22 protein-coding genes are annotated in these 20517 nt (G+C 74.4%); 12 read left to right on the top strand and 10 right to left on the bottom strand.

Going from position 1 to position 20517, the window contains the following annotated elements; genetic code table 11:
• Positions 1-24: 24 nt before the first annotated feature.
• The gene (locus ACIA8O_RS14285) at positions 25-810 is read right to left on the bottom strand and encodes an SDR family NAD(P)-dependent oxidoreductase (protein WP_396294000.1); all 786 of its coding nucleotides are present in this window, start codon (positions 808-810) and stop codon (positions 25-27) included.
• A gap of 123 nt (positions 811-933) precedes the next feature.
• On the opposite strand from ACIA8O_RS14285, the gene ACIA8O_RS14280 reads away from it, so the two are divergent.
• Positions 934-1755, top strand: coding sequence for an inositol monophosphatase family protein (locus ACIA8O_RS14280; protein ID WP_396293999.1), 822 nt, complete (start codon positions 934-936; stop codon positions 1753-1755).
• A gap of 12 nt (positions 1756-1767) precedes the next feature.
• On the opposite strand, the gene ACIA8O_RS14275 is transcribed toward ACIA8O_RS14280, so the two are convergent.
• Positions 1768-2673, bottom strand: a complete 906-nt coding sequence (locus tag ACIA8O_RS14275; RefSeq protein WP_396293998.1) for an MBL fold metallo-hydrolase — start codon at positions 2671-2673, stop codon at positions 1768-1770.
• A 102-nt stretch (positions 2674-2775) separates the two neighbouring features.
• Between ACIA8O_RS14275 and ACIA8O_RS14270 the strand changes: the two genes are divergently transcribed.
• Positions 2776-3708, top strand: coding sequence for an AraC family transcriptional regulator (locus ACIA8O_RS14270; protein WP_396293997.1), 933 nt, complete (start codon positions 2776-2778; stop codon positions 3706-3708).
• A gap of 84 nt (positions 3709-3792) precedes the next feature.
• Here ACIA8O_RS14270 and ACIA8O_RS14265 read toward each other — a convergent pair whose 3' ends face one another.
• From ACIA8O_RS14265 to ACIA8O_RS14245, 5 genes are all read right to left on the bottom strand, one after another.
• A complete protein-coding gene (locus ACIA8O_RS14265) occupies positions 3793-4989 on the bottom strand; it encodes a cytochrome P450 (protein ID WP_396293996.1) in 1197 nt (398 codons plus the stop codon).
• 32 nt (positions 4990-5021) lie between these two features.
• Positions 5022-5744, bottom strand: coding sequence for a tRNA-dependent cyclodipeptide synthase (locus ACIA8O_RS14260; RefSeq protein WP_396293995.1), 723 nt, complete (start codon positions 5742-5744; stop codon positions 5022-5024).
• Positions 5745-6104: 360 nt separating this feature from the next.
• The gene (locus tag ACIA8O_RS14255; protein ID WP_396293994.1) at positions 6105-6563 is read right to left on the bottom strand and encodes a peptidylprolyl isomerase; all 459 of its coding nucleotides are present in this window, start codon (positions 6561-6563) and stop codon (positions 6105-6107) included.
• Between the two features lie 48 nt (positions 6564-6611).
• The gene (locus tag ACIA8O_RS14250) at positions 6612-8054 is read right to left on the bottom strand and encodes a pyridoxal phosphate-dependent decarboxylase family protein (RefSeq protein ID WP_396293993.1); all 1443 of its coding nucleotides are present in this window, start codon (positions 8052-8054) and stop codon (positions 6612-6614) included.
• A gap of 208 nt (positions 8055-8262) precedes the next feature.
• Positions 8263-9609: a diaminobutyrate--2-oxoglutarate transaminase family protein gene (locus tag ACIA8O_RS14245; protein ID WP_396293992.1), complete on the bottom strand. Its 1347-nt coding sequence runs from the start codon at positions 9607-9609 to the stop codon at positions 8263-8265.
• Positions 9610-9903: 294 nt separating this feature from the next.
• On the opposite strand from ACIA8O_RS14245, the gene ACIA8O_RS14240 reads away from it, so the two are divergent.
• The 6 genes from ACIA8O_RS14240 (at position 9904) to ACIA8O_RS14215 (ending at position 15047) form a co-directional block, all read left to right on the top strand.
• Entirely contained in the window at positions 9904-11073 is a 1170-nt protein-coding gene (locus ACIA8O_RS14240; protein ID WP_396293991.1) for a hypothetical protein, read from the top strand.
• Positions 11074-11082: 9 nt separating this feature from the next.
• Positions 11083-11730, top strand: coding sequence for a transglycosylase SLT domain-containing protein (locus ACIA8O_RS14235; RefSeq protein WP_396293990.1), 648 nt, complete (start codon positions 11083-11085; stop codon positions 11728-11730).
• Positions 11727-12050: a hypothetical protein gene (locus ACIA8O_RS14230; protein WP_396293989.1), complete on the top strand. Its 324-nt coding sequence runs from the start codon at positions 11727-11729 to the stop codon at positions 12048-12050. Before ACIA8O_RS14235 ends, ACIA8O_RS14230 begins: the two co-directional genes overlap by 4 nt.
• A 6-nt stretch (positions 12051-12056) precedes the next feature.
• On the top strand, positions 12057-13172 hold the full coding sequence (locus ACIA8O_RS14225; RefSeq protein WP_396293988.1) for a hypothetical protein: 1116 nt from the start codon (positions 12057-12059) through the stop codon (positions 13170-13172).
• Between the two features lie 86 nt (positions 13173-13258).
• The gene (locus ACIA8O_RS14220; protein ID WP_396293987.1) at positions 13259-14449 is read left to right on the top strand and encodes a UDP-N-acetylglucosamine--N-acetylmuramyl-(pentapeptide) pyrophosphoryl-undecaprenol N-acetylglucosamine transferase; all 1191 of its coding nucleotides are present in this window, start codon (positions 13259-13261) and stop codon (positions 14447-14449) included.
• Positions 14450-14489: 40 nt separating this feature from the next.
• Positions 14490-15047: a hypothetical protein gene (locus tag ACIA8O_RS14215; protein WP_396293986.1), complete on the top strand. Its 558-nt coding sequence runs from the start codon at positions 14490-14492 to the stop codon at positions 15045-15047.
• Between the two features lie 62 nt (positions 15048-15109).
• Here ACIA8O_RS14215 and ACIA8O_RS14210 read toward each other — a convergent pair whose 3' ends face one another.
• A complete protein-coding gene (locus ACIA8O_RS14210) occupies positions 15110-15670 on the bottom strand; it encodes a putative glycolipid-binding domain-containing protein (RefSeq protein ID WP_396293985.1) in 561 nt (186 codons plus the stop codon).
• Between the two features lie 83 nt (positions 15671-15753).
• On the opposite strand from ACIA8O_RS14210, the gene ACIA8O_RS14205 reads away from it, so the two are divergent.
• Positions 15754-16827 (top strand): PQQ-dependent sugar dehydrogenase, encoded by a 1074-nt coding sequence (locus ACIA8O_RS14205; protein ID WP_396293984.1) that lies wholly within the window; start codon positions 15754-15756, stop codon positions 16825-16827.
• Between the two features lie 7 nt (positions 16828-16834).
• Here ACIA8O_RS14205 and ACIA8O_RS14200 read toward each other — a convergent pair whose 3' ends face one another.
• Positions 16835-17788, bottom strand: coding sequence for a GNAT family N-acetyltransferase (locus ACIA8O_RS14200; protein ID WP_396293983.1), 954 nt, complete (start codon positions 17786-17788; stop codon positions 16835-16837).
• A 75-nt stretch (positions 17789-17863) separates the two neighbouring features.
• On the opposite strand from ACIA8O_RS14200, the gene ACIA8O_RS14195 reads away from it, so the two are divergent.
• Together ACIA8O_RS14195 and ACIA8O_RS14190 are read left to right on the top strand one after the other, a co-directional pair.
• On the top strand, positions 17864-18718 hold the full coding sequence (locus ACIA8O_RS14195; protein WP_396293982.1) for a class I SAM-dependent methyltransferase: 855 nt from the start codon (positions 17864-17866) through the stop codon (positions 18716-18718).
• 9 nt (positions 18719-18727) lie between these two features.
• On the top strand, positions 18728-19315 hold the full coding sequence (locus tag ACIA8O_RS14190; RefSeq protein ID WP_396293981.1) for a class I SAM-dependent DNA methyltransferase: 588 nt from the start codon (positions 18728-18730) through the stop codon (positions 19313-19315).
• Between the two features lie 7 nt (positions 19316-19322).
• Here the strand turns inward: ACIA8O_RS14190 and ACIA8O_RS14185 are convergent, their stop codons facing one another.
• Positions 19323-19811, bottom strand: a complete 489-nt coding sequence (locus ACIA8O_RS14185) for a hypothetical protein (RefSeq protein ID WP_396293980.1) — start codon at positions 19809-19811, stop codon at positions 19323-19325.
• A gap of 70 nt (positions 19812-19881) precedes the next feature.
• On the opposite strand from ACIA8O_RS14185, the gene ACIA8O_RS14180 reads away from it, so the two are divergent.
• Positions 19882-20484 (top strand): class I SAM-dependent methyltransferase, encoded by a 603-nt coding sequence (locus tag ACIA8O_RS14180; protein WP_396293979.1) that lies wholly within the window; start codon positions 19882-19884, stop codon positions 20482-20484.
• The last annotated feature ends 33 nt before the right edge of the window (positions 20485-20517 follow it).

Genomic DNA, 20517 nt, shown 5'->3' with positions numbered 1-20517 from the left:
GCCCCACCTCCGGCCGTCATGGTGTCACGCGACCACCGCCCCGCCGTCCACCGGCAGCACCACCCCGGTCACGAACGACGCCTCCGGCGCGGCGAGCCGGGTGACCGCCCAGGCCACCTCCTCCGGCCGCCCCACCCGCCCCATCGGCGTGTGCGCCACCTGCCAGGCCCGCAGCTCCGCCCGCCGCTCCGGGCTCAGCCCTTGGTGCTCCCCGATCGGCGTGTCCACCGCCCCCGGCGCCACCGCCACCACCCGCACCCCGCGCGGCGCCAGCTCCACCGCCCAGGCGCGGGTCAGCGTCTCCAGCGCGCTCTTGCCCGCCGCGTACACCGAGGCCCCGGCCCAGCCGCGCTGCCCCACCGAGGTGGTCACGTTCACGATCACCCCGCCGGCCGCCTCCAGCGCGGGCAGCGCCGCCTCGGCCAGCAGCACCGGCGCCACCAGGTTGACCGCCAGCTGCGGCAGCACCCGGTCCGGGGTGAGGGTGCCCAGCGGGCCGGCCTGCACCATCCCCGCGTTGTTCACCAGCACGTCGAGGCGGCCGTGGCGCTCCAGTGCGGTGCTGACGATCCGTCCGGGGCCGTCCGCCGCGGTCAGGTCCGCGGTGAGGACGCCGATGCCCGGCCACCCCCGCGCCGTCTCCGCCAGCGGTTCGGCCCGGCGGCCGACCGCCAGCACCCGGGCCCCCTCCGCCGCGAAGGCCCGCGCGGTCGCCCGGCCGATGCCGGTGCCCGCGCCGGTGACCACCACCACCCGGCGGTCCCCGGTGCTGACGGTGTCGGTGCGAATCCTGCTGCTGCTCTCGTCCATGCCCGCATCCTGGAACCCTGCCGCCAGTGTCAGGGTCAAGCGACCCGCCCCCTCCCGGTCGCTGACGACCCGTCGGGGGCAACCCGGCAGGTCGGCGCGGGGACGGTCGTGGGAGAGTGGTGGGTGGGTGAAGGGAGCACGACGGTGCTGATGGAGAAGGTGGCCGAGATCCTCGCCGAGGCGTCGGCCGAGGCGGTCGAGCCGCGGTTCCGGGCACTGGCGGCCGGCGAGGTGATGGAGAAGGCCCCCGGCGAGGTGGTCACGGTCGCCGACCGGGAGGCCGAGGTGATCATCTCCCGGCGGCTGCGCGAGCTGCTCCCCGTCCCCGTGGTCGGCGAGGAGGCCGTCGCCGCCGACCCCGCGCTGGCCCGGGCCCTGCTCACCGAACCCGCCGTCTGGCTGGTGGACCCGGTCGACGGCACCTCCAACTTCGCCGCCGGGAAGCCCGACTACGCGGTGATGGCCTCCCTGGTCCGCTCCGGCCGGACGGTGGCCTCCTGGATCTGGCAGCCCGCCACCGGGACGGCCTACGCGGCGGAGCTCGGCGCCGGCGCCTGGCGCAACGGCCACCGGCTGGCCCGGCCGCCGGTCACCGACCCGGCGGAGAAGTGGCGCGGCATCCTCAAGAGCCGCTTCCTGGAGCCCTCCGAGCACCACCGCCTCCAGTCCGCCGCCACCGTCTTCGGCCGCACCTTCGGCGGCCTGAGCGCGGCCGGCATCGAGTACCCCCTGGTCGCCGAGGGCGACCTGGAGTTCATCCTCTACTGGCGCACCCTCCCCTGGGACCACTCCCCCGGCTCCCTCCTGGTCACCGAGTCCGGCGGCGTCTCCGCCCGCCTCGACGGCACCCCCTACGTCCCGGACCCGCCGGGCGGCCCCGAAGGCCTGCTGGTCGCCGCCGACCCGGCCACCTGGGAGCACGTCCGCACCGTCCTGGCGGGCTGACGGGCCGACAGGTCAGTCCGCGGCCCACCCGGAGAAGGCGAAGCCCTCGCCGGCCCGGCGGACCTCGGTCGCACCGGGGCCGGCCAGGTGCGCCGGGAAGACCAACTCACCGAGGTCGGCGGCGCGTTCGAGGATGCGCCGCCGGCTGGCGGCGGCCCCGTCCGGGTCCAGGCAGAAGCAGCTGTTGTGGGACGGGTCGAGGATCTGCACCGGGCTGTGCAGCAGGTCGCCGACGAACACCGCCCGGTCGGAGCCGGAGGTCAGCCGCAGCACGGCCGACCCGGGCGTGTGGCCGGGCGCGGACTCCAGCACCAGGTTGCGGTCGACGGCGTGGGCACCGTCCCAGAGCACCAGCTGCCCGGCCCGGCGCACCGGCGCGATGCTGTCCTCGTAGAGCAGCCGGGCGGTCACCGTCGCACCCCGCCCGTAGTCGTTGTCCGGACCGTAGTACCGGTCGTCGGCGGCCGGCAGCAGGTACTGCGCGTTGGGGAAGGTCGGCACCCAACTCCCGTTCTCGCTCCGGGTGTTCCAACCGACGTGGTCGGCGTGCAGATGGGTGTTGACCACGGTGTCCACCTCCTCCGGGCGGACCCCGGCCTCCGCCAGCCGCTCCAGGAACCGGCCCTGCCGCCGGTGGAACTGCGGCGCATCCGGCCGCTCCCGGCCGTCGCCCACCCCGGTGTCGACCAGCACGGTCCGGCCGCCGCTGCGCAGCACCCAGGTCTGCAGGGCCATCACCGCCTCACCGCTCGCCGGATCCCAGTGGTCGGGGACGAGCCGGTCGGCGTTCTCCCGCCACAGCTCGGGCGGAGCCTGCGGGACCAGCTCGGCGGCGGGCCGGAACGGCCCCTGGTACTCGACGACCCGGATGGCCTCGACGTCGCCGAGGACGATGCGCTGTGCGCTCTCGATGCTCATGCCGACGAGCCTAGGAGCACCGGATGAGCCGTCAAATGCCGTACCGGCTCAGATCGATACGCGATCGTCTCAAGGCTGAGGAGGTGGCGCTAGGCTGCGCCCATGGACGTGGTGAGCGACGCGATGGCGGCGGTGCGGGTCGGCCGGCCCTCCAGCAACCGGTTCCGGGCCGCCGGGAGTTGGAGCACCCGGCTGTCCGCGTACGAGGGCGCCGGGTTCCACGTGGTGCTGGAGGGCGGCTGCCGGCTGCTGCTCGACGAGGGCGAGCCGCTCACCCTCCGCACCGGCGACGCGGTGCTGCTCCCGCACGGCACCGGGCACGTCCTGATGGACGCGGACGGCGATCCCGCGGCCGCCGGCGCGGCCGTGCCGTTCGAGCGGCTGACGGACGGCAGCGCGCACCGGCCGGCCCGCACCGGGCCCGGCCAGGTCGAACTGCTCTGCGGCAAGTACCGGACCGACCGCAGCCGCACCCACCCGCTGATGGCCGAGCTCCCCGCCGTCGTCCACCTGCCCAACCGGGTCGGCGGCCACCCCGAGCTGCGCGCCGCCATCGACCTGCTCGGCGGCGAGCTGCTGGAGCAGCGGCCCGGCGGCCAACTCGCCGTCCCCAGCCTGCTCGACCTGCTGCTGGTGTACATGGTCCGGGCCTGGCTGGCCGAGGGCAGCACCGGCGTGTGGTCGGCCGTGCTCGGCGACCCGGTGGCCGCGGCCGCGCTGCGCGCCCTGCACGCCGACCCGGCCGCCGGGTGGACCAACGACCGCCTGGCCGCCGCGGTCGGCGTCTCCCGCCCGACCCTGGCCCGCCGGTTCACCGCCCTGGTCGGCCGCCCGCCGATGGCCTACCTCACCTGGTGGCGGCTCACCTTCGCGGCCACCCTGCTGCGGGACACCACCGACCCGCTGGCCGCCGTCGCCCACCGGGTCGGCTACCGGACCCCGTACGCGTTCTCGCACGCCTTCGCCCGCCACTTCGGCACCACCCCGGGGCGCTACCGGGCACGGGAGGGAACGGCCGCACCTGCCACCGGCTGACCTGCCCCGACCTCACGCCGGTCCGCCTTCCGTGTTCGCGCGGTTCCCCGCGCCCCCGGGTTGGCCGCCATCGCCCCGTGGCCACTACCAGAGGACGGGCAGGCGCTCCGGCAGGCGCTTGATGAAGCCCGGGCGCCAGGCGAGTTGCTCGATCGGGAGGGCGAGGCGCAGCTCGGGGAGGCGTTCCACCAGGACCTGGAGGGCGACCTCGGCGTGGGTGCGGCCGAGGGCCGAGGCCGGGCAGAAGTGGCGGCCTGCGCCGAAGGCCAGGTGCGGGTTGCTCTCCCGGTCGAAGTCGATCCGCTCCGGGTCCGGGAAGATCTCCGGGTCGTAGTTCGCACCCTCGATGAGCACCAGCACCAACTCGCCCGCGCGGACCGGCACGTCCCCGACCTGGACGTCCGCCAGCGCCAGCCGCGGCAGCGCGTCCCCGATCGACAGGTTGTAGCGCAGCAGCTCGTCCACCGCCCGCCCGATCACCGCCGGCTCCCGCCGCAGCCGCTCCGCCAGCTCCGGCTGCTTCAGCAGCGCGATGACCGCGTGCAGCAGGAAGGCCGAGGTCGACACCGCCCCCGCACCGAAGAGCGAGAGCGCCACCGTCGCCAGCAGCTCGTCGTCCTCCAGGTCGTCCCGCACCTCCCGCAGCGCCGCGAACCGCCCGAGCAGCCCGTCCTTCGGCTTCGGCTCCGCGTTCAACTTCCCCAGCATGTAGCCCAGATCGCGGTACCAGTTGGCCGCCGACCCCTCGAACACCTCGGGGCTGGTCAGGAAGGCCACGTCGATCCCGGACATCAGCTGCCGCCAGTCGTCCGCCGGGATCCCCAGCAGCCGGCAGTGCAGGGCGGCCGAGTACGGGTCGGTGAACCCGTCCTTCAGTTCGCCCGGCGCGCCCTTCGCCACCAGCTCGTCGACCAGGCGGTGCGCCTCGGCCTCCAGCCAGCTCGCCAACTCCTTGTCGGCGCGCGGGGAGAGGGTCTTCATCACGGCGTCCCGCAGCCCGGCACTGTTGATCTTGCCCATGTTGTCGACCACCTCCGGCGGGATGGTCAGCGCGTACTGCCGCGGCACCCCGGGGCCGGCGGTGGCCGGGAGGCTGAACCGCTCGTCCTCCAGCACCTGCTTGGCCAGCGGGTAGCTGCTCACCAGCCAGGCCGGGTCACCGGTCAGCGTGGTCACCCTGGCGACGGGGGCCTGCTCCCGCAGCAGGGTGGCCTCCTCGGGCAGCACGTCGCCGCGCCGGGAGAGCGGGAAGGTGTACGGGCACTGCGCACTCGTGGTCATCGAAAGAGCTCTCTCTTCAAAGGTCTCAAGGGTCAGGCGGCGCTGGCCAGTTGCGGCGCGACCCGGGGCCGCAGCACCGCGTAGCCCTGGCCGGGGGCCGCCCGCAGGCCGTGGTCGCGGCCGAACAGGACGGGGGTGAGCGGGAGTTCGACGTGGTAGCAGGAGACCGAGGACTCCACCCCGAGCAGGCCGGGGGTGTCCAGGAAGAACGGCAGCTCGGCGGCGATGTAGCCGAGCCCGGCGGCCAGCTGGTCGGCCGTCGGCGTCTCGTCCTCGGGCAGCCGGGAGGCCAGGAACCCGGCCGCCATCAGCTCGGCGGCGGCGCGGAACTCGGCGTCCTCGTCCAGCGCGGCCGCCACCTCGCCGCACAGCCGCCGGTAGACCGCGGTGTCGGCGAACTCGGAGAGGGCGTGCACGCCGACCCCGCCGCGGCCGGCCAGCGCGACGCCGCGCTCGATCCGGCGCCTGGTCGCCTTGATCTCCTTGCCGGCCCGGCGCAGGGCCAGTTCGGCCGGGTAGCCGTTCACCGCGTACTGGGTGTCCACGTGCAGGTCGGCGTAGACCACGTCCACGGCGTCGAAGAACTGGCGCCCCCAGCGGACGAGTTGGGCGATCCGCAGCTGGCTGAAGTAGCTGTTGCCGGGGCTGACGCCGACCAACAGGTGGTCGCCGCGCTGCCAGACCCGGTGGCAGCGGTCGGAGAACGGCAGGGCCTGGAAGGTGCTGAAGGTGGTGCTCAGGAGTGTTTCGGTCATGCCGAGGCCTCCGCAGGGCAGGGCTGAGTACGGGGGAAGGGTCGATTCGATGCGGGAGTGGCCACGCCGGATGACGGCGGGTTCGCTGCTCCCTCGCGCCGCAAGTCCCAAGGAGCCGTGTGCTCCCGGTGTGGCGGCGGCTACAAGAAGTTACCGCCGGGCTTCTCCCGCTCCGCAAGCACACACCGGCGGTTGGCGATAACCCGTCGGACTGCGGCCGAAAACAGCTGGACAGCACCGGAGAAGGTATGTCCACGGATCCACCCCGGAATCACCCACGGGGCGTCAACTGCTCTGTCTTACCTACGAATTGTGACAGCCGGAGCGGCGCCCCGGCTGTCCTTTCCGCCAAATTCCCGGTCAGTCACCGAGCGTGGCACTGACCACCTGGTCACCCGCCCTGAGCTGCTCGACCACGTCCATCCCCGAGGTGACCCGGCCGAAGACCGCGTAGTTCATGTCCAGGAAGGGGGCGGGGCCGAGGGTGATGTAGAACTGGCTGGAGGCGCTGTTCGGATTCTGACTGCGGGCCATCGCCACCGCACCGGCCTCACCGTGCTTCAGGCCCGGCTTCACCTCCAGCGCGATGGTGCGCTCCTTGCCGGTCTCCGGATCGGTGAATCCACCGGTGCCGTTCCCCTTCGGATCGCCGCCCTGGATGACGAATCCCGGTTCGTGCCGGTGGAAGGTGAGCCCGTCGTAGAAACCGCGCGCCACCAAGTCGGCGAAGTTCGCCGCCGTGACGGGCGCCTCGTCCTCGTAGAGCTCCACCGTGACCGAGCCCTTGGAGGTCTCGATCAGCACGGTCCGGTTCGCCACCGCCAACCACCTGCCATCACTGGGAGTGTCCTATTTTCTCACCATACGTCACTTCTGCCCGGACCGATCGGTTCTGATGCGCCCTCCGGCCGCCACCACCTCGGCCAGCACCGCCGCCGTGTCGGCGGGGGCGGCCTCCGGGTTGAGCAGGGTCAGCTTGAGCCGGATCCGCCCCGGCCCCTCGCCGGGCAACTCGGTACGGCCCACCACCGCCCGGCCCGTCCGCAGCAGCTCGCGCCGCAGCTCGGCGTTGAGCCGGTCCAGCTCCTCGGGGCCGGCCCCGCTCTCCGGGCGGTAGCGGAACACCACCGTGGACAGCACCGGCTCGCAGTACAGCTCGAGACCGGGCATCCCCCGGACCGAATCGGCGGTGGCCAGGGCCAGTTCACGACAGGCCTCCACCCGGGCGCCCAGCCCGGCCCGGCCGAAGGTCCGCAGCGTGACCAGCAGCTTGAACGCGTCGGCCCGCCGGGTGGTGCGCAGCGAACGGCCCAGCAGGCTCGGGTACCCCGCCTCGTCGTCGTCCGCCGGATTGAGGTAGACCGCCCGGCGCTCCAGCGGCCCGAAGCTCTCCGCCCGACGGGCCAGGAACACCCCGGCCGCGGCCGGCTGCCAGCCGAACTTGTGCCAGTCGAGCGAGACCGAGTCGGCCCGCTCGATCCCGGCCAGCAGCGGGGCCAGCCGCTCGGAGAGCAGCACCCCTCCCCCGTACGCGGCGTCCACGTGCAGCCAGGCCCCGTACTCCGCCGCCAGCTCCGCCGCCTCGGGCAGCGGATCCACCGCCCCGGTGTCCGTCACCCCGGCCGTGGCCACCACCGCCACGGGGGTCATCCCCTGACGCACCGTCTCCTTCAACCGCTCCCCCAGCGCCGACGGGTCCATCCGCAGCGTGCGGTCCACGGCGACGGGCAGCACGGCGCGCTCGCCGAGGCCGAGCAGGGCGGCGGCGCGCTGCACCGAGAAGTGCGCGGCCTCCGAGGCCAACACCACCGGACGGCGGCCGGCCGGGAGGCCGTCCGCCGAGACCTCGCCGCCGAGGGCGCGGTCGCGGGCGAGGAACAGTCCCATCAGGTTGGACTCGGTCCCGCCGGTGGTCAGCACCCCGGCGGCGGTGGCCGGGTCGAAGCCCACCAGCGCGGCGAGCTCGGCGATCAGCTCGGTCTCCATGGTGACGGCGGCCGGGGCCTGGTCCCAGGAGTCGAGGGAGGGGTTGAGGGCGGAGACGGCGAGGTCGGCGGCCACGGCGACGGGGAGGGGCGGGCAGTGCAGGTGTGCCGCGCACGCCGGATGCCCGGGATCGGCGGAGCCGTACGCGAGCAGCTCGGTGAAGCGCAGCAGCGCGTCCTCGTCCCGCTCCTGCAGGCGGAGCACCCCGCGGACCTGCACCGCCAACGCCTCGGGCGTCACCGCCGGCACCGGCCCACCGCGCCGCGCGGCCCCCACCTCCAGCCCGGTCAACGCCAGCTCCACCGCGTCGCGCAGCTCGCTCACGCGGGTACTCCTTTCTGCACATGGCCAGGCTTCCGGGCGCCGGGGAAAGTGGTCACACCGGGGGCGCGAGGCTCTGCTGATCTGCGGCTCCGCCGCGGGGCGCGAGTACGGAAGGCGGCCCAGTGCTGGATCGGGGCATGCGAGCCAGTTGCAGGTGCTGCCGTGCCCCCACGCGCAGTTCCTCGCGCCCCCGGGGTGACCACCTGCCCTACCGGGTCGCCGAGGCCTCGATCGCGTCGGCGAGGCGGTCGAGGACGGCGTCGACCTGCTCGTCGGTGATGGTGAGCGGCGGCAGCAGCCGGAGCACCGCGTCGTGGCGGCCGCCGAGTTCGACGATCAGGCCGCGTTGGAGGCAGGCCTCGCGGACGCGCTTGGCGAGGGCGGGGTCGGCGGGGTGGGAGCCGCAGCGGTCGGGCTCGCCCGCCGGGTCGACGAGTTCGACGCCGATCATCAGCCCCCGCCCGCGGACGTCGCCGATCACCGGGAGCCGCCCCTTGAGCCCGTCCAGCCGTGCGGTCATCCGGGCGCCGAGCAGGGCCGCCCGCTCCACCAGCCCGTGCTCCGCGACGTACCGGAGGGTGGCGGCGCCGGCCGCCATGGCCAGGGTGTTGCCGCGGAAGGTGCCGGTGTGGGCGCCGGGGAGCCAGCCGTCGTGGTCCTCGCGGTAGACGACCACCGCCAGCGGGAGGCTGCCGCCGATGGCCTTGGAGAGGACCATCGCGTCGGGGGTGATCCCGCTGTGCTCCACCGCCCACATGGCGCCGGTCCGGCCGACGCCGGTCTGCACCTCGTCCACGATCAGCGGGATCCCCCGCTCCGCGGTGATCCGCCGCATCTCCCGCAGCCAGCCGTCCGGCGCCGGCACCACGCCGCCCTCGCCCTGCACGGCCTCCAGGATCATCGCGGCGGGCGGCAGCACCCCTCCTGACGGGTCGTCGAGCAGCCGCTCGACGTACGTCGCGGACAGCTCCGCGCCCCGCGCGCCCTCCCCGAACGGGCACCGGTAGGCGTAGGGGTACGGCAGCCGGGTGACCTCGCCGCCGCTCGGCAGCGGGGCCTTGACCTCCACCGAGCCGGTGACGGCCAGCGCCCCCGCCGTCATGCCGTGGTAGGCGCCGGTGAAGGCGAGCGCGCCGCGCCGCCCGGTCGCGGTCTGCATCAGCTTCAGCGCGGCCTCGACCGCGTCCGTCCCGGCGGGGCCGCAGAAGTGCACCCGGGAGGAGGTGGCCAGGCCGGCCGGGAGGCTCTCGAAGAGGGCGGTGGTGAAGTCGTCCTTCTCGGCGGTGGCCAGGTCGAGCAGGTGGAGCGGGGCGCCGCTGTCGAGGGTGCGGCGGATGGCGGCGAGGACCACGGGGTGGTTGTGGCCGAGCGCCAGGGTGCCGGCGCCGGAGAGGCAGTCCAGGTACCGGCGGCCGTCGGCGCCCTCGACCGTCATCCCGTTGGCGCGCACCGGCACGATCGGGAAGGAGCGGGCGTAGGTGCGGGCGGCCGATTCGCGGACGCGCTGGCGGCGCAGGATGGCGTCGCCGGCCGACGGGGCGGCGGTGAGGGACAAGGCGGACTCCCTTTAGGTTAGGTAAGCCTAACTTTACCGGCCGCCGATCTCCACCCCGGCCGCACCCCGGAGATTCACCTGATCGGGTGCGGCCGACACTCCATCAACGAGCGTGCGCCACCGGAGAAACGGCCTCCGGGCGTGAAGAACATCCCCACCCGGGCTTCACCAACCCCCCATGACCTCGCCGTTCATCATTCGCTTATGCCGACGTTTACCCGCGTAGACCACTGTCTTCCTCGGCAGGCGGCCCGCAGGGGGCGGGCGCCGCCACCGATCGAGGGGGACTCGACCGTGACGACCGATCCGCAGGAGCACCAGCCCGCCGAGCAGCCGGCCACCAACGCCGAGGTGGCGGCCGTGCTCTCGATGCTGACGGACGAGCAGAAGGCCCAGCTGGTCGCCGAGTTGCTCTCCGGCGTGACCGGCCTGCCCGCCGCCCAGGCGGCCTTGGCCTTCGCCGCCCCGGCCTCCCCGGCCTCCCCGGCCGCACCCTCCGCACCCGAGCCCGCCGAGCCCGCCGAGCCCGCCGAGCCCGCTGCCTTCCGCGCCGCGCCCGCCGGCTTCGCACCCGCCGCACTGAGCGGCACCCCGGCCCCGGAGGCCAACGTCACCGACGAGATCGCCTCCGGCGGCACCGCGCTCGGCTCCTTCGTGCAGTCCGTCGGCCTGGCCGTGGCCAAGGCCCAGGAGGAGCTGGACAAGACGCTGGTCACCACCGCCAAGGCGCTCTCCGACCAGAAGATCAAGGTGGTCTCGGTCTTCGAGCAGCTCCTCAAGGACGACGGCACCATGGAGGAGGGCAAGATCCACGAGGCCGAACTCCCGCTGGTGAACTACCTGATGCCGACCGCCTACGCCTGGAGCCGGGTGCACCTGGACGCGGACATGGAGGTCAGCGAGTTCAACTCCAAGCACGGCATCGACATCAAGAACTCGGCCACCAGCGCCGGGGTCCAGGCCCGGGCCAAGTTCGGCATCGGCGGCTTCGGCGGCTCGGCCAGCGGCAGCTTCAACCACAGCCGCTCCAGCACCAACGTCGCGCTGGAGGACAGCCTCGACAAGTCGGCCGGCAAGCTCCACCTGGAGGCCACCCTGGAGCCGCGCGACGACGTCGAGCTGCCCCGCCCGTTCATCGTCCAGAAGGGCCCCTCGCTGGCCGTGCTCACCGGCCCGGTCACCGAGAAGAAGGACGACAAGGGCAACGTCACCGAGCGCAGCATCACCCTGACCGTGCAGTGCCGGACCCGGGACAACCAGGTCAACCCGGACCGCCAGCTCGGCATCAGGATCGAGCCGGCCACGGTCTCCAGCTCCACCGGCCCGACCGGCTACAAGACCGACGGCAGCGGCCAGGTGATCCTGACCCTGACCCGCTCGGCCGCCAACCAGGCACAGGCGGTGGACGCCACCGTCTCGGTCAACCTCGGCATGGTCAACGAGACCACCGTCGTCCGCTTCTGAGAGGCCGCCATGTCCCTGCTCGACTGGCACGGCTCCTTCTCCGGGAGCGTGCAGTGGCGGCTGACCGACCTCGGCGTGGAGATCGAGGGCACCGGCGTGGAGCGGACCAAGGGCCGCCCCGCGACGGTGACCCGGGTCTGGGAGAAGTACGCCGCCGCGATCAACCAGGCCACCCGGACGTACCGGATGCCCGCCGAGCTGGTGGTGGCGTGCATCTGCACCGAGTCCGGCGGCAAGGCGGAGGCGATCCGCTTCGAACCCGGCTACGTCAGCGACGAGCGGACCCCGGGGCGGGTCAGCCCCGGGGTGATGCAGACGCTGATCAGCACCGCCTCGGAGACGCTGAGGATGAGCGTCACCCGGGACTGGCTGTTCGAGCCGGCCAACTCCATCCGGGCCGGCACCGCGTACATGCACAAGCAGGTGCGCAAGACCGCCTTCGACCCGCCGCTGGTCGGCGCCGCCTACAACTCGGGTGGCATCCACCAGCAGAACGGCAGTCAGAACCGCTGGCGGCTGCGGCAGTTCCCGATCGGCACCGCCGAGCACTGCAACCGCTTCGTCCGCTTCTACAACGACGCCGTGGCGGTGCTCGGACAGCACCCCACCCGGCCGCTGATGTCCCACCAGGACCTGCTCCGGGAGCAGGCCCCGTGACGCCGCCGGTCCGCCCGGCCCGGCTGCTGCTGCCGCTCGCCACCTCCCTGGTCCGGGCGCAGCGGCGGCTGGACCGGGTGGGCCTGGCGGCGGTGGACGCCTTCGACCGGGACGGGCACCGGCCGGTGGTGCCCGCCCTGCGGCGGGTCAGCGCCGCCCTCCCGGTGCGGGCCGACGCCCGGCTCGGCCTGCGGGCCGCCCGGGCGGGCTCCGGCCGGCTCACCGTCACGGTGACCTTCCGGCCCGCACCGCTCAGCGAGTTCGCCCTCGCCCTCGACGACGACGGGATGCCGCGCAGCGCGGCCTCCCTGGAGGAGTAGCTTCCGATGAGCCCGACCTCGGTGGCCGTGAACGGCTCCGTGCTCGACCCGCTGGGCAAGCCGGTGCCGGGCTGCACGGCCGTCCTGGTGCTGATCTCCAACCCGGCCGTCCCGCTCCCGCCCGACCCGCCCGCCGAGGGCGGCGAGCCGCCGGTGGACGGGGACCAGCCGCCGCCGAAGGACGGGACCGGCGGGGTGGAGACCCCACCGTGGAACCCCCGGCCGGACCTCCCGGCGGAGGCCTCGCTCGCAGCCGTCCAGCTGGAGCTCGGCCGGACGGCCGTGGCGCCCGACACCGGGGCCTTCTCGCTGCGCTGCCCCTTCCCCGACACCGAGCGCCGGCCGCCCCAGCTCTTCGTCCAAGTCCTCCAGAACGGCCGCTACCTGACGGTCCGGAACGCGATGGTGACCATGAGCGCCCTCAATCCGCTGCTGCCCGGCCGGGCCGCCCTGGTCACCGAGCAGGCGACGGTGATCTCCAAGGACCCGACCCTGGCCGAGCTGGCCGCCTCGGTCGCCGAGGCCGCCGGGCAGATGCAGGCGGAGCTGGCCCGCTACCCCGTCTCCGACGGCGCCTTCGCCGCCGAGGTCGAACTGGCCGTGCCGGTGGCCACCGCCGTGGACGAGCTCGGCCGGCTGCGCACCCGGGTGCTGGACGCCGCGCCGGTGCGCTCCGCCCGGCTGCGGCTGACCGTCCGCCACCTGCCCGACGCCCCGCTGGTGCCGGCCGCCTCCGCCCCGGTGGACCTGGCCGAGCTCGGCCTGCTCACCGAGGCCCAGATCAAGGTGCTCCGCCAGCTCCGGGTCTTCGACGTCGCCGAACTGGCCGCCGCCCTGAGCCGCCCGGCCGCCCGGCTGGCCCTCGAACCGCTGGGCCTGCCGCTGGCCCAGCTCTCCGCGGCCTGCTCCCTGCTCTACTCGGCCGGACTCCCGCTGGACCTCTCCCGGGCGCTGCTGGACAGCGGCGTCCGCTCCCCGCAGGACCTGCTCGCCCAGGACCCGGCCGTCCTCTCCTCCCGTCTGGGCACCACCGCCGGGAGCAAGGTCTCCCGGGAGGACCTGGCCAGGTACCAGACCGGCGTCCGCTCCCGGCTGGACGGCCGTCCGCCGGAGACCGCCTGAGTCCGCGTCATCCGTCCGGGTTACGATCGAGCAACACCGGGCCCTGACCGCCCGTCACCACGGACGACCGACGGAGAGCCACCACCGTGTACGACCACCACGCACCGAACGCGACCGCCGGGCGCTCGATCCGGCTCATCGTCACCGGTGGCGGCACCGGCGGCCACACCTACCCCGCCCTCACCGCGATCCGCACCCTGCAGGCCCGGCTGGCCCGCTCCGGCGGCTCGCTGGACGTGCTCTGGGTCGGCACCGACAAGGGCCTGGAGGCCCGGGTCGCCCCCGCCGAGGGCATCCCGTTCAAGACGGTGGCCACCGGCAAGGTGCGGCGCTCCTCCAACCCGCTGAAGATGCTCTCCCCCGCCAACGTCAAGGACATGGCCCGGGTGCCGCTCGGCGCCGCCCAGGCCCGCTCGGTGGTCGCCGACTTCCGTCCGGACGTGGTGCTCGCCACCGGCGGCTACGTGGCGGTGCCGGTCGGCCTGGCCGCCAAGGCCTGCGGCCGCCCGCTGGTGGTGCACGAGCAGACCGTCCGGCTCGGCCTGGCCAACAAGGTGCTCGCCAAGGTCGCCGCCCGGGTCGCGGTCTCCTCCGAGTCCACCCTCGACCTGCTGCCCGAATCCGCCCGCGCCACCGCCGTGGTGACGGGCAACCCGGTCCGCCCCGAGGTGCTCACCGGGCACGCCGACAAGGCCGTCCAGGCCGTCGGGCTGTACGGCTTCGACCGCTCGCTGCCCACCGTCTACGTCACCGGCGGCGCCCAGGGCTCGGCCCAGATCAACGGCCTGATCGCCCAGCTGCTGCCCTGGCTGCTCCAGTACGCCAACGTCTTCCACCAGTGCGGCCCCGCCAACGTCGAGGAGCTGGCCGCCAACGCCGCCACCCTCCCGCCGCACCTGGCCGGCCGCTACCACCTCACCGGCTTCGTCGGCCCCGAGCTCCCCGACGTCCTGGCCCTGGCCGACGTCGTGGTCTCGCGCAGCGGCGCCGGCACCCTCGCCGAGCTCACCGCCCTCGGCAAGGCCGCCGTCTTCGTCCCGCTCGCCAGCTCGGCCGGCAACGAGCAGGCCCACAACGCCCGCCACCTCCAGGACTCCGGCGCCGCCGCCGCCCTCCTCGGCGAGGCCACCCCCGAGGCCCTCCACCAGCTCATCTCCCCCCTCCTCGCCGACCCCCACCGCCGCGCCGACATGGCCGCCCGCGCCCGCGCGCTCGGCCGCCCCGACGCCGCCGAGCGCCTGGTCGACGTCCTCCTCTCGGTCGCCGGAGCGGTGTAGCGGCCGGCTCGACCGGGCTGCGGAGCATGACGACCGAAGCATGACGACCGAACGCGCGTACCCGGTGCTGCACACGCCGGACCTGGCCGAAGCGGTCGCCACCGCCCGCGACCTGCTGGCCCTGGCCGGTCTCGCCGAGACCTCCGTCCGGTGCACGGCACCGGCCACCGGCCCGGACCAGTGGCGGCGGCTGCTGGCCGCCCTGCCCGGGGCCCGGACCGTCCGGGATCCGTTCGCCACGCCGGTGCCGCACGACGGGCCGTGGCCGGAGGTGCCGGTGAAGGTCTTCCAGGAGGAAGCGCCGCTCGGCAGCGTCGAGGACGCCTTCCTCGCCGCCCTGGACCGCGCCCCCGGCACCCCCGGCACCCTGGAGTGGTGGCCGGTCCGCTGGCCGTCCGTCCCCCGGCTGCACCTGCCCGGGTACGCGGGCGCCCACTCCAGCGTCGAGCTGCTCGTCAACTCCCCCGCGCCCCAAGGGGGTTCGCCCTCCTTCGGCCACGCGGTGCTGATCCACGTCCGGGGCGCCGACCTCGAACGTGCCCAGTGGCTGGCCGAACGGGTCGGCCGGACGGTCATCGGGCCGGCCGTGGTGGCCTGAGAGCCGTCGCGCCCTGGGAGCCGTCGTGGCTCGGGAGCCGTCGTGGCTTGGAGGCCCGCTCGCTAATCGGGCAGCCGGCGGGCGAGTCGGGGGTAGTCGAGGACCAGGCCCCGGTCGTCGAGCGTGAGTTCGCTGTGGAAGTCGCCGGAGGCGTAGCGGACTCGGCCCGGGGCCAGGTGGGTATAGTGCTGGCGGGACGGACGGACCGTCAGGTCGGGGACGGAGACCCAGGCCGTCAGGAGCTCGTGGGTGCCCGGGCCCGGGGCGTGGTGGAGGGCGTGGCGCAGCACCGGCATGGTGTTGGTGAGCGGCGAGAGCCCCAGGTCGCAGTCGAGGGCCTCGGCGAGTTCGGGGAGGTCGCGGCCGTTGGCCTCCCAGCGGCCGCGCTCGTCGCGCCGCAGGTCCAGCTCGCGGACGCCCTCGGCGGTGTCGGCGGTGACCCGCAGGCGGCGGGTGACGTAGCGGGGGCCGGTCTCCAGCCGGTAGGTCAGCCAGTACGGCCGGGGCGAGGTGGCGACCACCCGGCCGCGGGCGGTGAGGGTGTCGGGGGTGAGCTCCACCCAGGCGGTCTCGTAGCCCTGACTCGCGGTCACGTCCCAGGTCACGGCGGTGCTGGTGGTCATGCCCGCCACCGTAGTACGGGCCGGGCTTCCGTCGGCCGAGGCCGCGTGGTGTGCTGGGAGGTGTCACCGAGGAGGTGCCCCGGATGAGCCCGTCCCGGATGAACCCGTCCCGCTCGGTCACCGCCGCCGCCGCGCTACTGCTGGCCGTCGGCTGTTCCCCGACGGCCCCCGCTCCCACGCCCGGGGCCAGCCCGGTCCGGGCGGCCGCCACGGTCCGGGTGGTCGGCACGGTGGCCGAGGGCCTGGACACCCCCTGGGGCCTGGCCCGGCTGCCGGACGGCGGGCTACTGGTCGGCTCGCGGGACGAGGGCCGGATCACCCGGGTCGCCGCCGACGGCTCCCGCACGGACCTCGGAGCGGTGCCGGGCGTGGTGGCCGGCGGTGAGGGCGGGCTGCTCGGACTGGCCGTCTCCCCGGACGGGCGGCGGCTGTACGCGTACCTGACCGCTCGCGACGACAACCGCATCCTGCGCTTCGACCTCTCGGCGGACGGCCTCTGGCCCGCAGGTACCGTCCTCACCGGCATCCCGAAGGCCGGCAACCACGACGGCGGCCGGATCGCCTTCGGCCCGGACGGCCTGCTCTACGTCGGCACCGGCGACGCCGGGCGGCGCGAGGCGTCCCAGGACCGCTCCTCCCTCGGCGGCAAGATCCTGCGCCTCACCCCCGACGGCGCCCCGGCCCCGGGCAACCCCTTCCCCGGCTCCCCCGTCTACTCGCTCGGCCACCGCAACGTGCAGGGCCTCGCCTGGGACGACCGAGGGCGCCTCTGGGCGGCCGAGTTCGGCCAGAACACCTGGGACGAGCTCAACCTGGTCCGCCCCGGCGTCAACTACGGCTGGCCCGTGGTCGAGGGCCGGGCCGGACGCGAGGGCTACGCCGACCCGGTGGCCCAGTGGAAGCCCACCGAGGCCTCCCCCAGCGGGATCGCCTACGCCGACGGCGCGATCTGGCTGGCCGCCCTGCGGGGCACCCGGCTCTGGCGCGTCCCGGTGGACGGCGGGAGCCCGTCCTCGTACCTGGACGGCGCCCACGGGCGGCTGCGCACCGTGCTCGCCGAACCGGACGGCACGCTGCTGCTGACCACCAGCAACACCGACGGCCGCGGCGAGGTCAGGCCCGGCGACGACCGGGTGCTCCGGGTCACCCTGCGCTGACGCGGCCTCAGACCGGGCGGGTCAACTCCCAGGTGTCGACGGCGAAGTCGAGCGTCATGCCGTGCCGCTCGTAGAGCGCCAGCGCGCCCGTGCTGTTGTCGGTGTCGACGCCGAGGCCGACCCGGTCGCGGCCGAGGGCGGTGGCGTAGTGGGCGAAGAAGTGCCGCAGCAGGTAGCTGCCGAGGCCGCGGCCGCGGGCGGCGGCGAGCACGCCGAGGTTGGCCGTCCAGCCCATGGTGGTGCGGTCGTTGCGGGTGCGGATGGCCGCCACGTCCTCCCCGTCCAGGGAGGCGATCCAGACCAGCGACCAGTCGGCGCGGTCGCCGTCGATGTCGTGCAGCCACTGCTCGTAGCTGCGCGGCTGGAAGTCGAAGTGCTCGGCGAAGCTCTGCTGGAGCAGCCGGTGGGCGGTACGGCGGTCCGCCTCCTCGGCGCAGTCCCGGAGGGTGACGCCGGCCGGCGGCACGGGGACCGGATACTCGGCGGCGACCACGTCCCGGGCCATCACGTTGTAGCGCCGCACCGGGCGCCAGCCACGGGCGCGCAGGGCGTCGGTGTCGACGGTGGGGGCGATGTTGAGGTGCAGGTGGATCACGGCCCGCTCGGCGCCGTTGCCCGCCGCGCGCTCGGCGGCGCGGGCCTCCATCAGCTCGAACAGGTGCAGCGTGCCCGGCAGTTGGCCCGGCAGGACGTACTGGTCCATGTCGATCCGCTCGGCGCCCGAATCGTCCCAGAGCAGCCCGTAGCCGACCAGCCGCTCACCCTCGAACAGCAGCCAGGAGTCCTTCTCCAGGTCCACCTCGGGATGCTTGAGGTCGGCCTCCACCTCGTTCAGCTCGGTCTCGGCCCGGCCGATCTCCAGCAGGTCGATCTCGTTCAGCAGCGCGCAGACCGCCTCGGCGTCGCCGAGCGTCGCCGGACGCACCGTCAGCCCGGCAGGGGGCGTTCCCGTCGTGGTCATACCGTGCACCCTGCCACCGTGCCGTGCTGCCCGCGAACGATTTTCCGCCGCCCCGCCGGGGCGTAGCGTGGGCGCATGATCACGGACACGGACACGGCAGCACAGGAGCGGTTCCTCCAGGCGTTCCACGCCGAGCACCCGGCGGTGACCTCGGAGGCCTTCGCCCACGGCCGGTCCCCCGACGGCCGTTCCAGCTACCAGCTGCTGTCCGACCAAGTGGCGGGCCACCGGCGGGTGTTGGACCTCGGCTGCGGCGACGGCCTGCTGCTCGACCTGCTGGCCCGGGAACCGGGCCGCGAGCTCGCCGGGCTGGACCTCTCCGCGCACGCCCTGGCCGTGGCGCGCCGCCGCCCCGCACTCGCGGGAGTCCGGCTGGAGCAGGGACGGGCCCAGCAACTCCCTTTCCCCGACGGCGGTTTCGACGCCTGCGTGTCGCACATGGCGCTGATGCTGATGGGCGAGGCCGAGCTGGTCGCGGCGGAGCTGGCCCGGGTCATCATCCCGGGCGGGGTACTGGCCTGCGTGATCGGCGGCGGGGCGGTCGGCGGCGAGGCCTACGAGGCGTTCGTCGCACTGCTGCGGGCCACCGTCGCCGCGACGCCCCCCGAGCAGCGGATCCCCTCCCTCGGCGACCGCCGCACCCGCAGCCGGGAGGGCCTGGACGAGCTCCTGGGCCCGGCCGGGTTCGGGCCCGTGACGTGGGAGACGGTGCCGATCGACCTGACCGGTCCGGTGGAAGAGGTGTGGGCCTCCCTCTCCGGGCTCTACGACCTCGCCCCGCTCGACGGACCGGCCCGGGAACGGCTGCACCTCGCCTTCCTCACCGCGGCGGACGAGCTGACCACCCCCGAAGGGCTCGTACCCTGCGGATTCCGGGTCCACCTCGTCACGGCGCGCCGCCACCGGCCCGGCCCGGTGGCCGCCCCGTAGGCTGGCCGGATGACACAGGACCGAGCGGCCGTCCGGGCGTTCTTCGCCGAGCGGGCGGCGGGCTGGAACGCGAAGTTCGCCGACGACCCGCCGCGGTACGCCGCCGCGATCGCCGAACTCGGTCCGCTGGACGGCGCGTTCGTACTCGATGCGGGCTGCGGCACCGGCCGCGCCCTCCCCCTCCTCCGTGCCGCCGTCGGCCCCACCGGGCGAGTGGTCGGGGTGGACCTGACACCCGAGATGCTCGCGGAGGCCACCGCCCACCCCGGCGTGGACGCCCTGGCGGTGGCCGACTGCACCCGGCTCCCGCTGCCGGACGCCGTGGCCGACCTGGTCCTCGCCGCCGGACTGCTCCCCAACCTGCCCGACCCCGCCACCGGCCTGCGGGAGTTCGCCCGCATCACCCGCCCCGGCGGCCGCCTCGCCCTCTACCTCCCGCTCTCCCGCACCGCCCTCGCCACCCGCCACGGCCGCGACCCCGCCACCGACCCGCAGTCCGAAGCCCTCCTCCGCCCCCTGCTCACCGCCTCCGGCTGGCACCCCGTCAGCCACCACGACACGGACGATCACTTCCTCGCGGTGGCGGTGCGCGCCTGAGAGCGCGCTACTGCAGGAAGTCGTAGTAGTCGGTGGTACCGGTCAGCACGGCCTGGAAGTACAAGGGGTCGCCGTCCGCGTCGAGCGGCACTTCGTGGCCCGCCGTGCGGGTGAAACCGAGCGAGAGCTTGGGAATCACCCAGTGGTTCGGTTCGATCTGACGGACCGACAGACCCGCGCCCTCCAAGTGCTCGAGGAGCCGGAGGGCCGGAGTGCCGAACACGTCGATGCCGCGGAACCGGACCGTGATCTGCTCCGGCCCCGGTCGCGGGATCCACACCTCCGCCGCGCGCAGGACCTTGGACCGCTCGAAGTGGAAGACGATCTCGAACTGCGGGTGCAGGGCGACGACCTTCATCGGGCAGAAGGGGGCGGTGGAGCCTTCGTCGGTCACCTCGATCCGGCCCAACCGGGCAGCGGCCGACTTGAGCTCGTCCACCGGCATGCCCAGGGGGAAGCTGGTGATGCCGTGCGGGGGATCGAGTTCGATGTCCATGGCCGTCATTGTGACTGCATGCCCGCGCAGCGCCGCCGCCCCGGCCACCGGTCGGTCTAGGCTGCTGGTCATGGCACACGAAGCGAGCATTCCCGGCATCCGCGAGTTCTTCGCCGCGCGGGCCGACACCTGGGACTCCAAGTACCCCGACGACAGCCCGCGGTACGCCGCCGCGATCGCCGAACTCGGGCCCCTGGAGGGCGCGTTCGTACTCGACGCGGGCTGCGGCACCGGCCGGGCCCTCTCTCTCCTCAAGGCCGCGGTCGGCAAGACCGGCACGGTCCTCGGGGTGGACGTCACTCCCGAGATGCTCCGGCGGGCCGCCGCCCACGCCGCCGACGCCCGGGTCGTCCTGGCGGACTGTCAGCGGCTCCCCCTCCCCGACGCCACGGCCGACGTGGTCTTCGCCGCCGGCCTGGTCAACCACCTCCCCGACCCCGCCGCCGGCCTGCGCGAACTGGCCCGCGTCACCCGCCCCGGCGGCCGCCTCGTCCTGTTCCACGCCATCGGCCGCGCCGTCCTCGCCGCCCGCCACAATCGCGCCCTCACCCCCGACGACCTCCGCGCCGAGCCCAACCTCCGCCCCCTCCTCGCCGCCAACGGCTGGCACATGAACGCCTACACCGACACCGACAACCGTTACCTGGTGATCGCGACCAAGCAGGGCCAGTAGCCTGACGGCATGTCCGGGGCACCGCTCAAGAAG

It is taken from the genome of Kitasatospora sp. NPDC051853 (assembly GCF_044452665.1).
Lineage (GTDB): Bacteria > Actinomycetota > Actinomycetes > Streptomycetales > Streptomycetaceae > Kitasatospora.
Note: the sequence above shows the minus strand (reverse complement) of the source record. Positions and strands in the feature narration are given on the sequence as shown.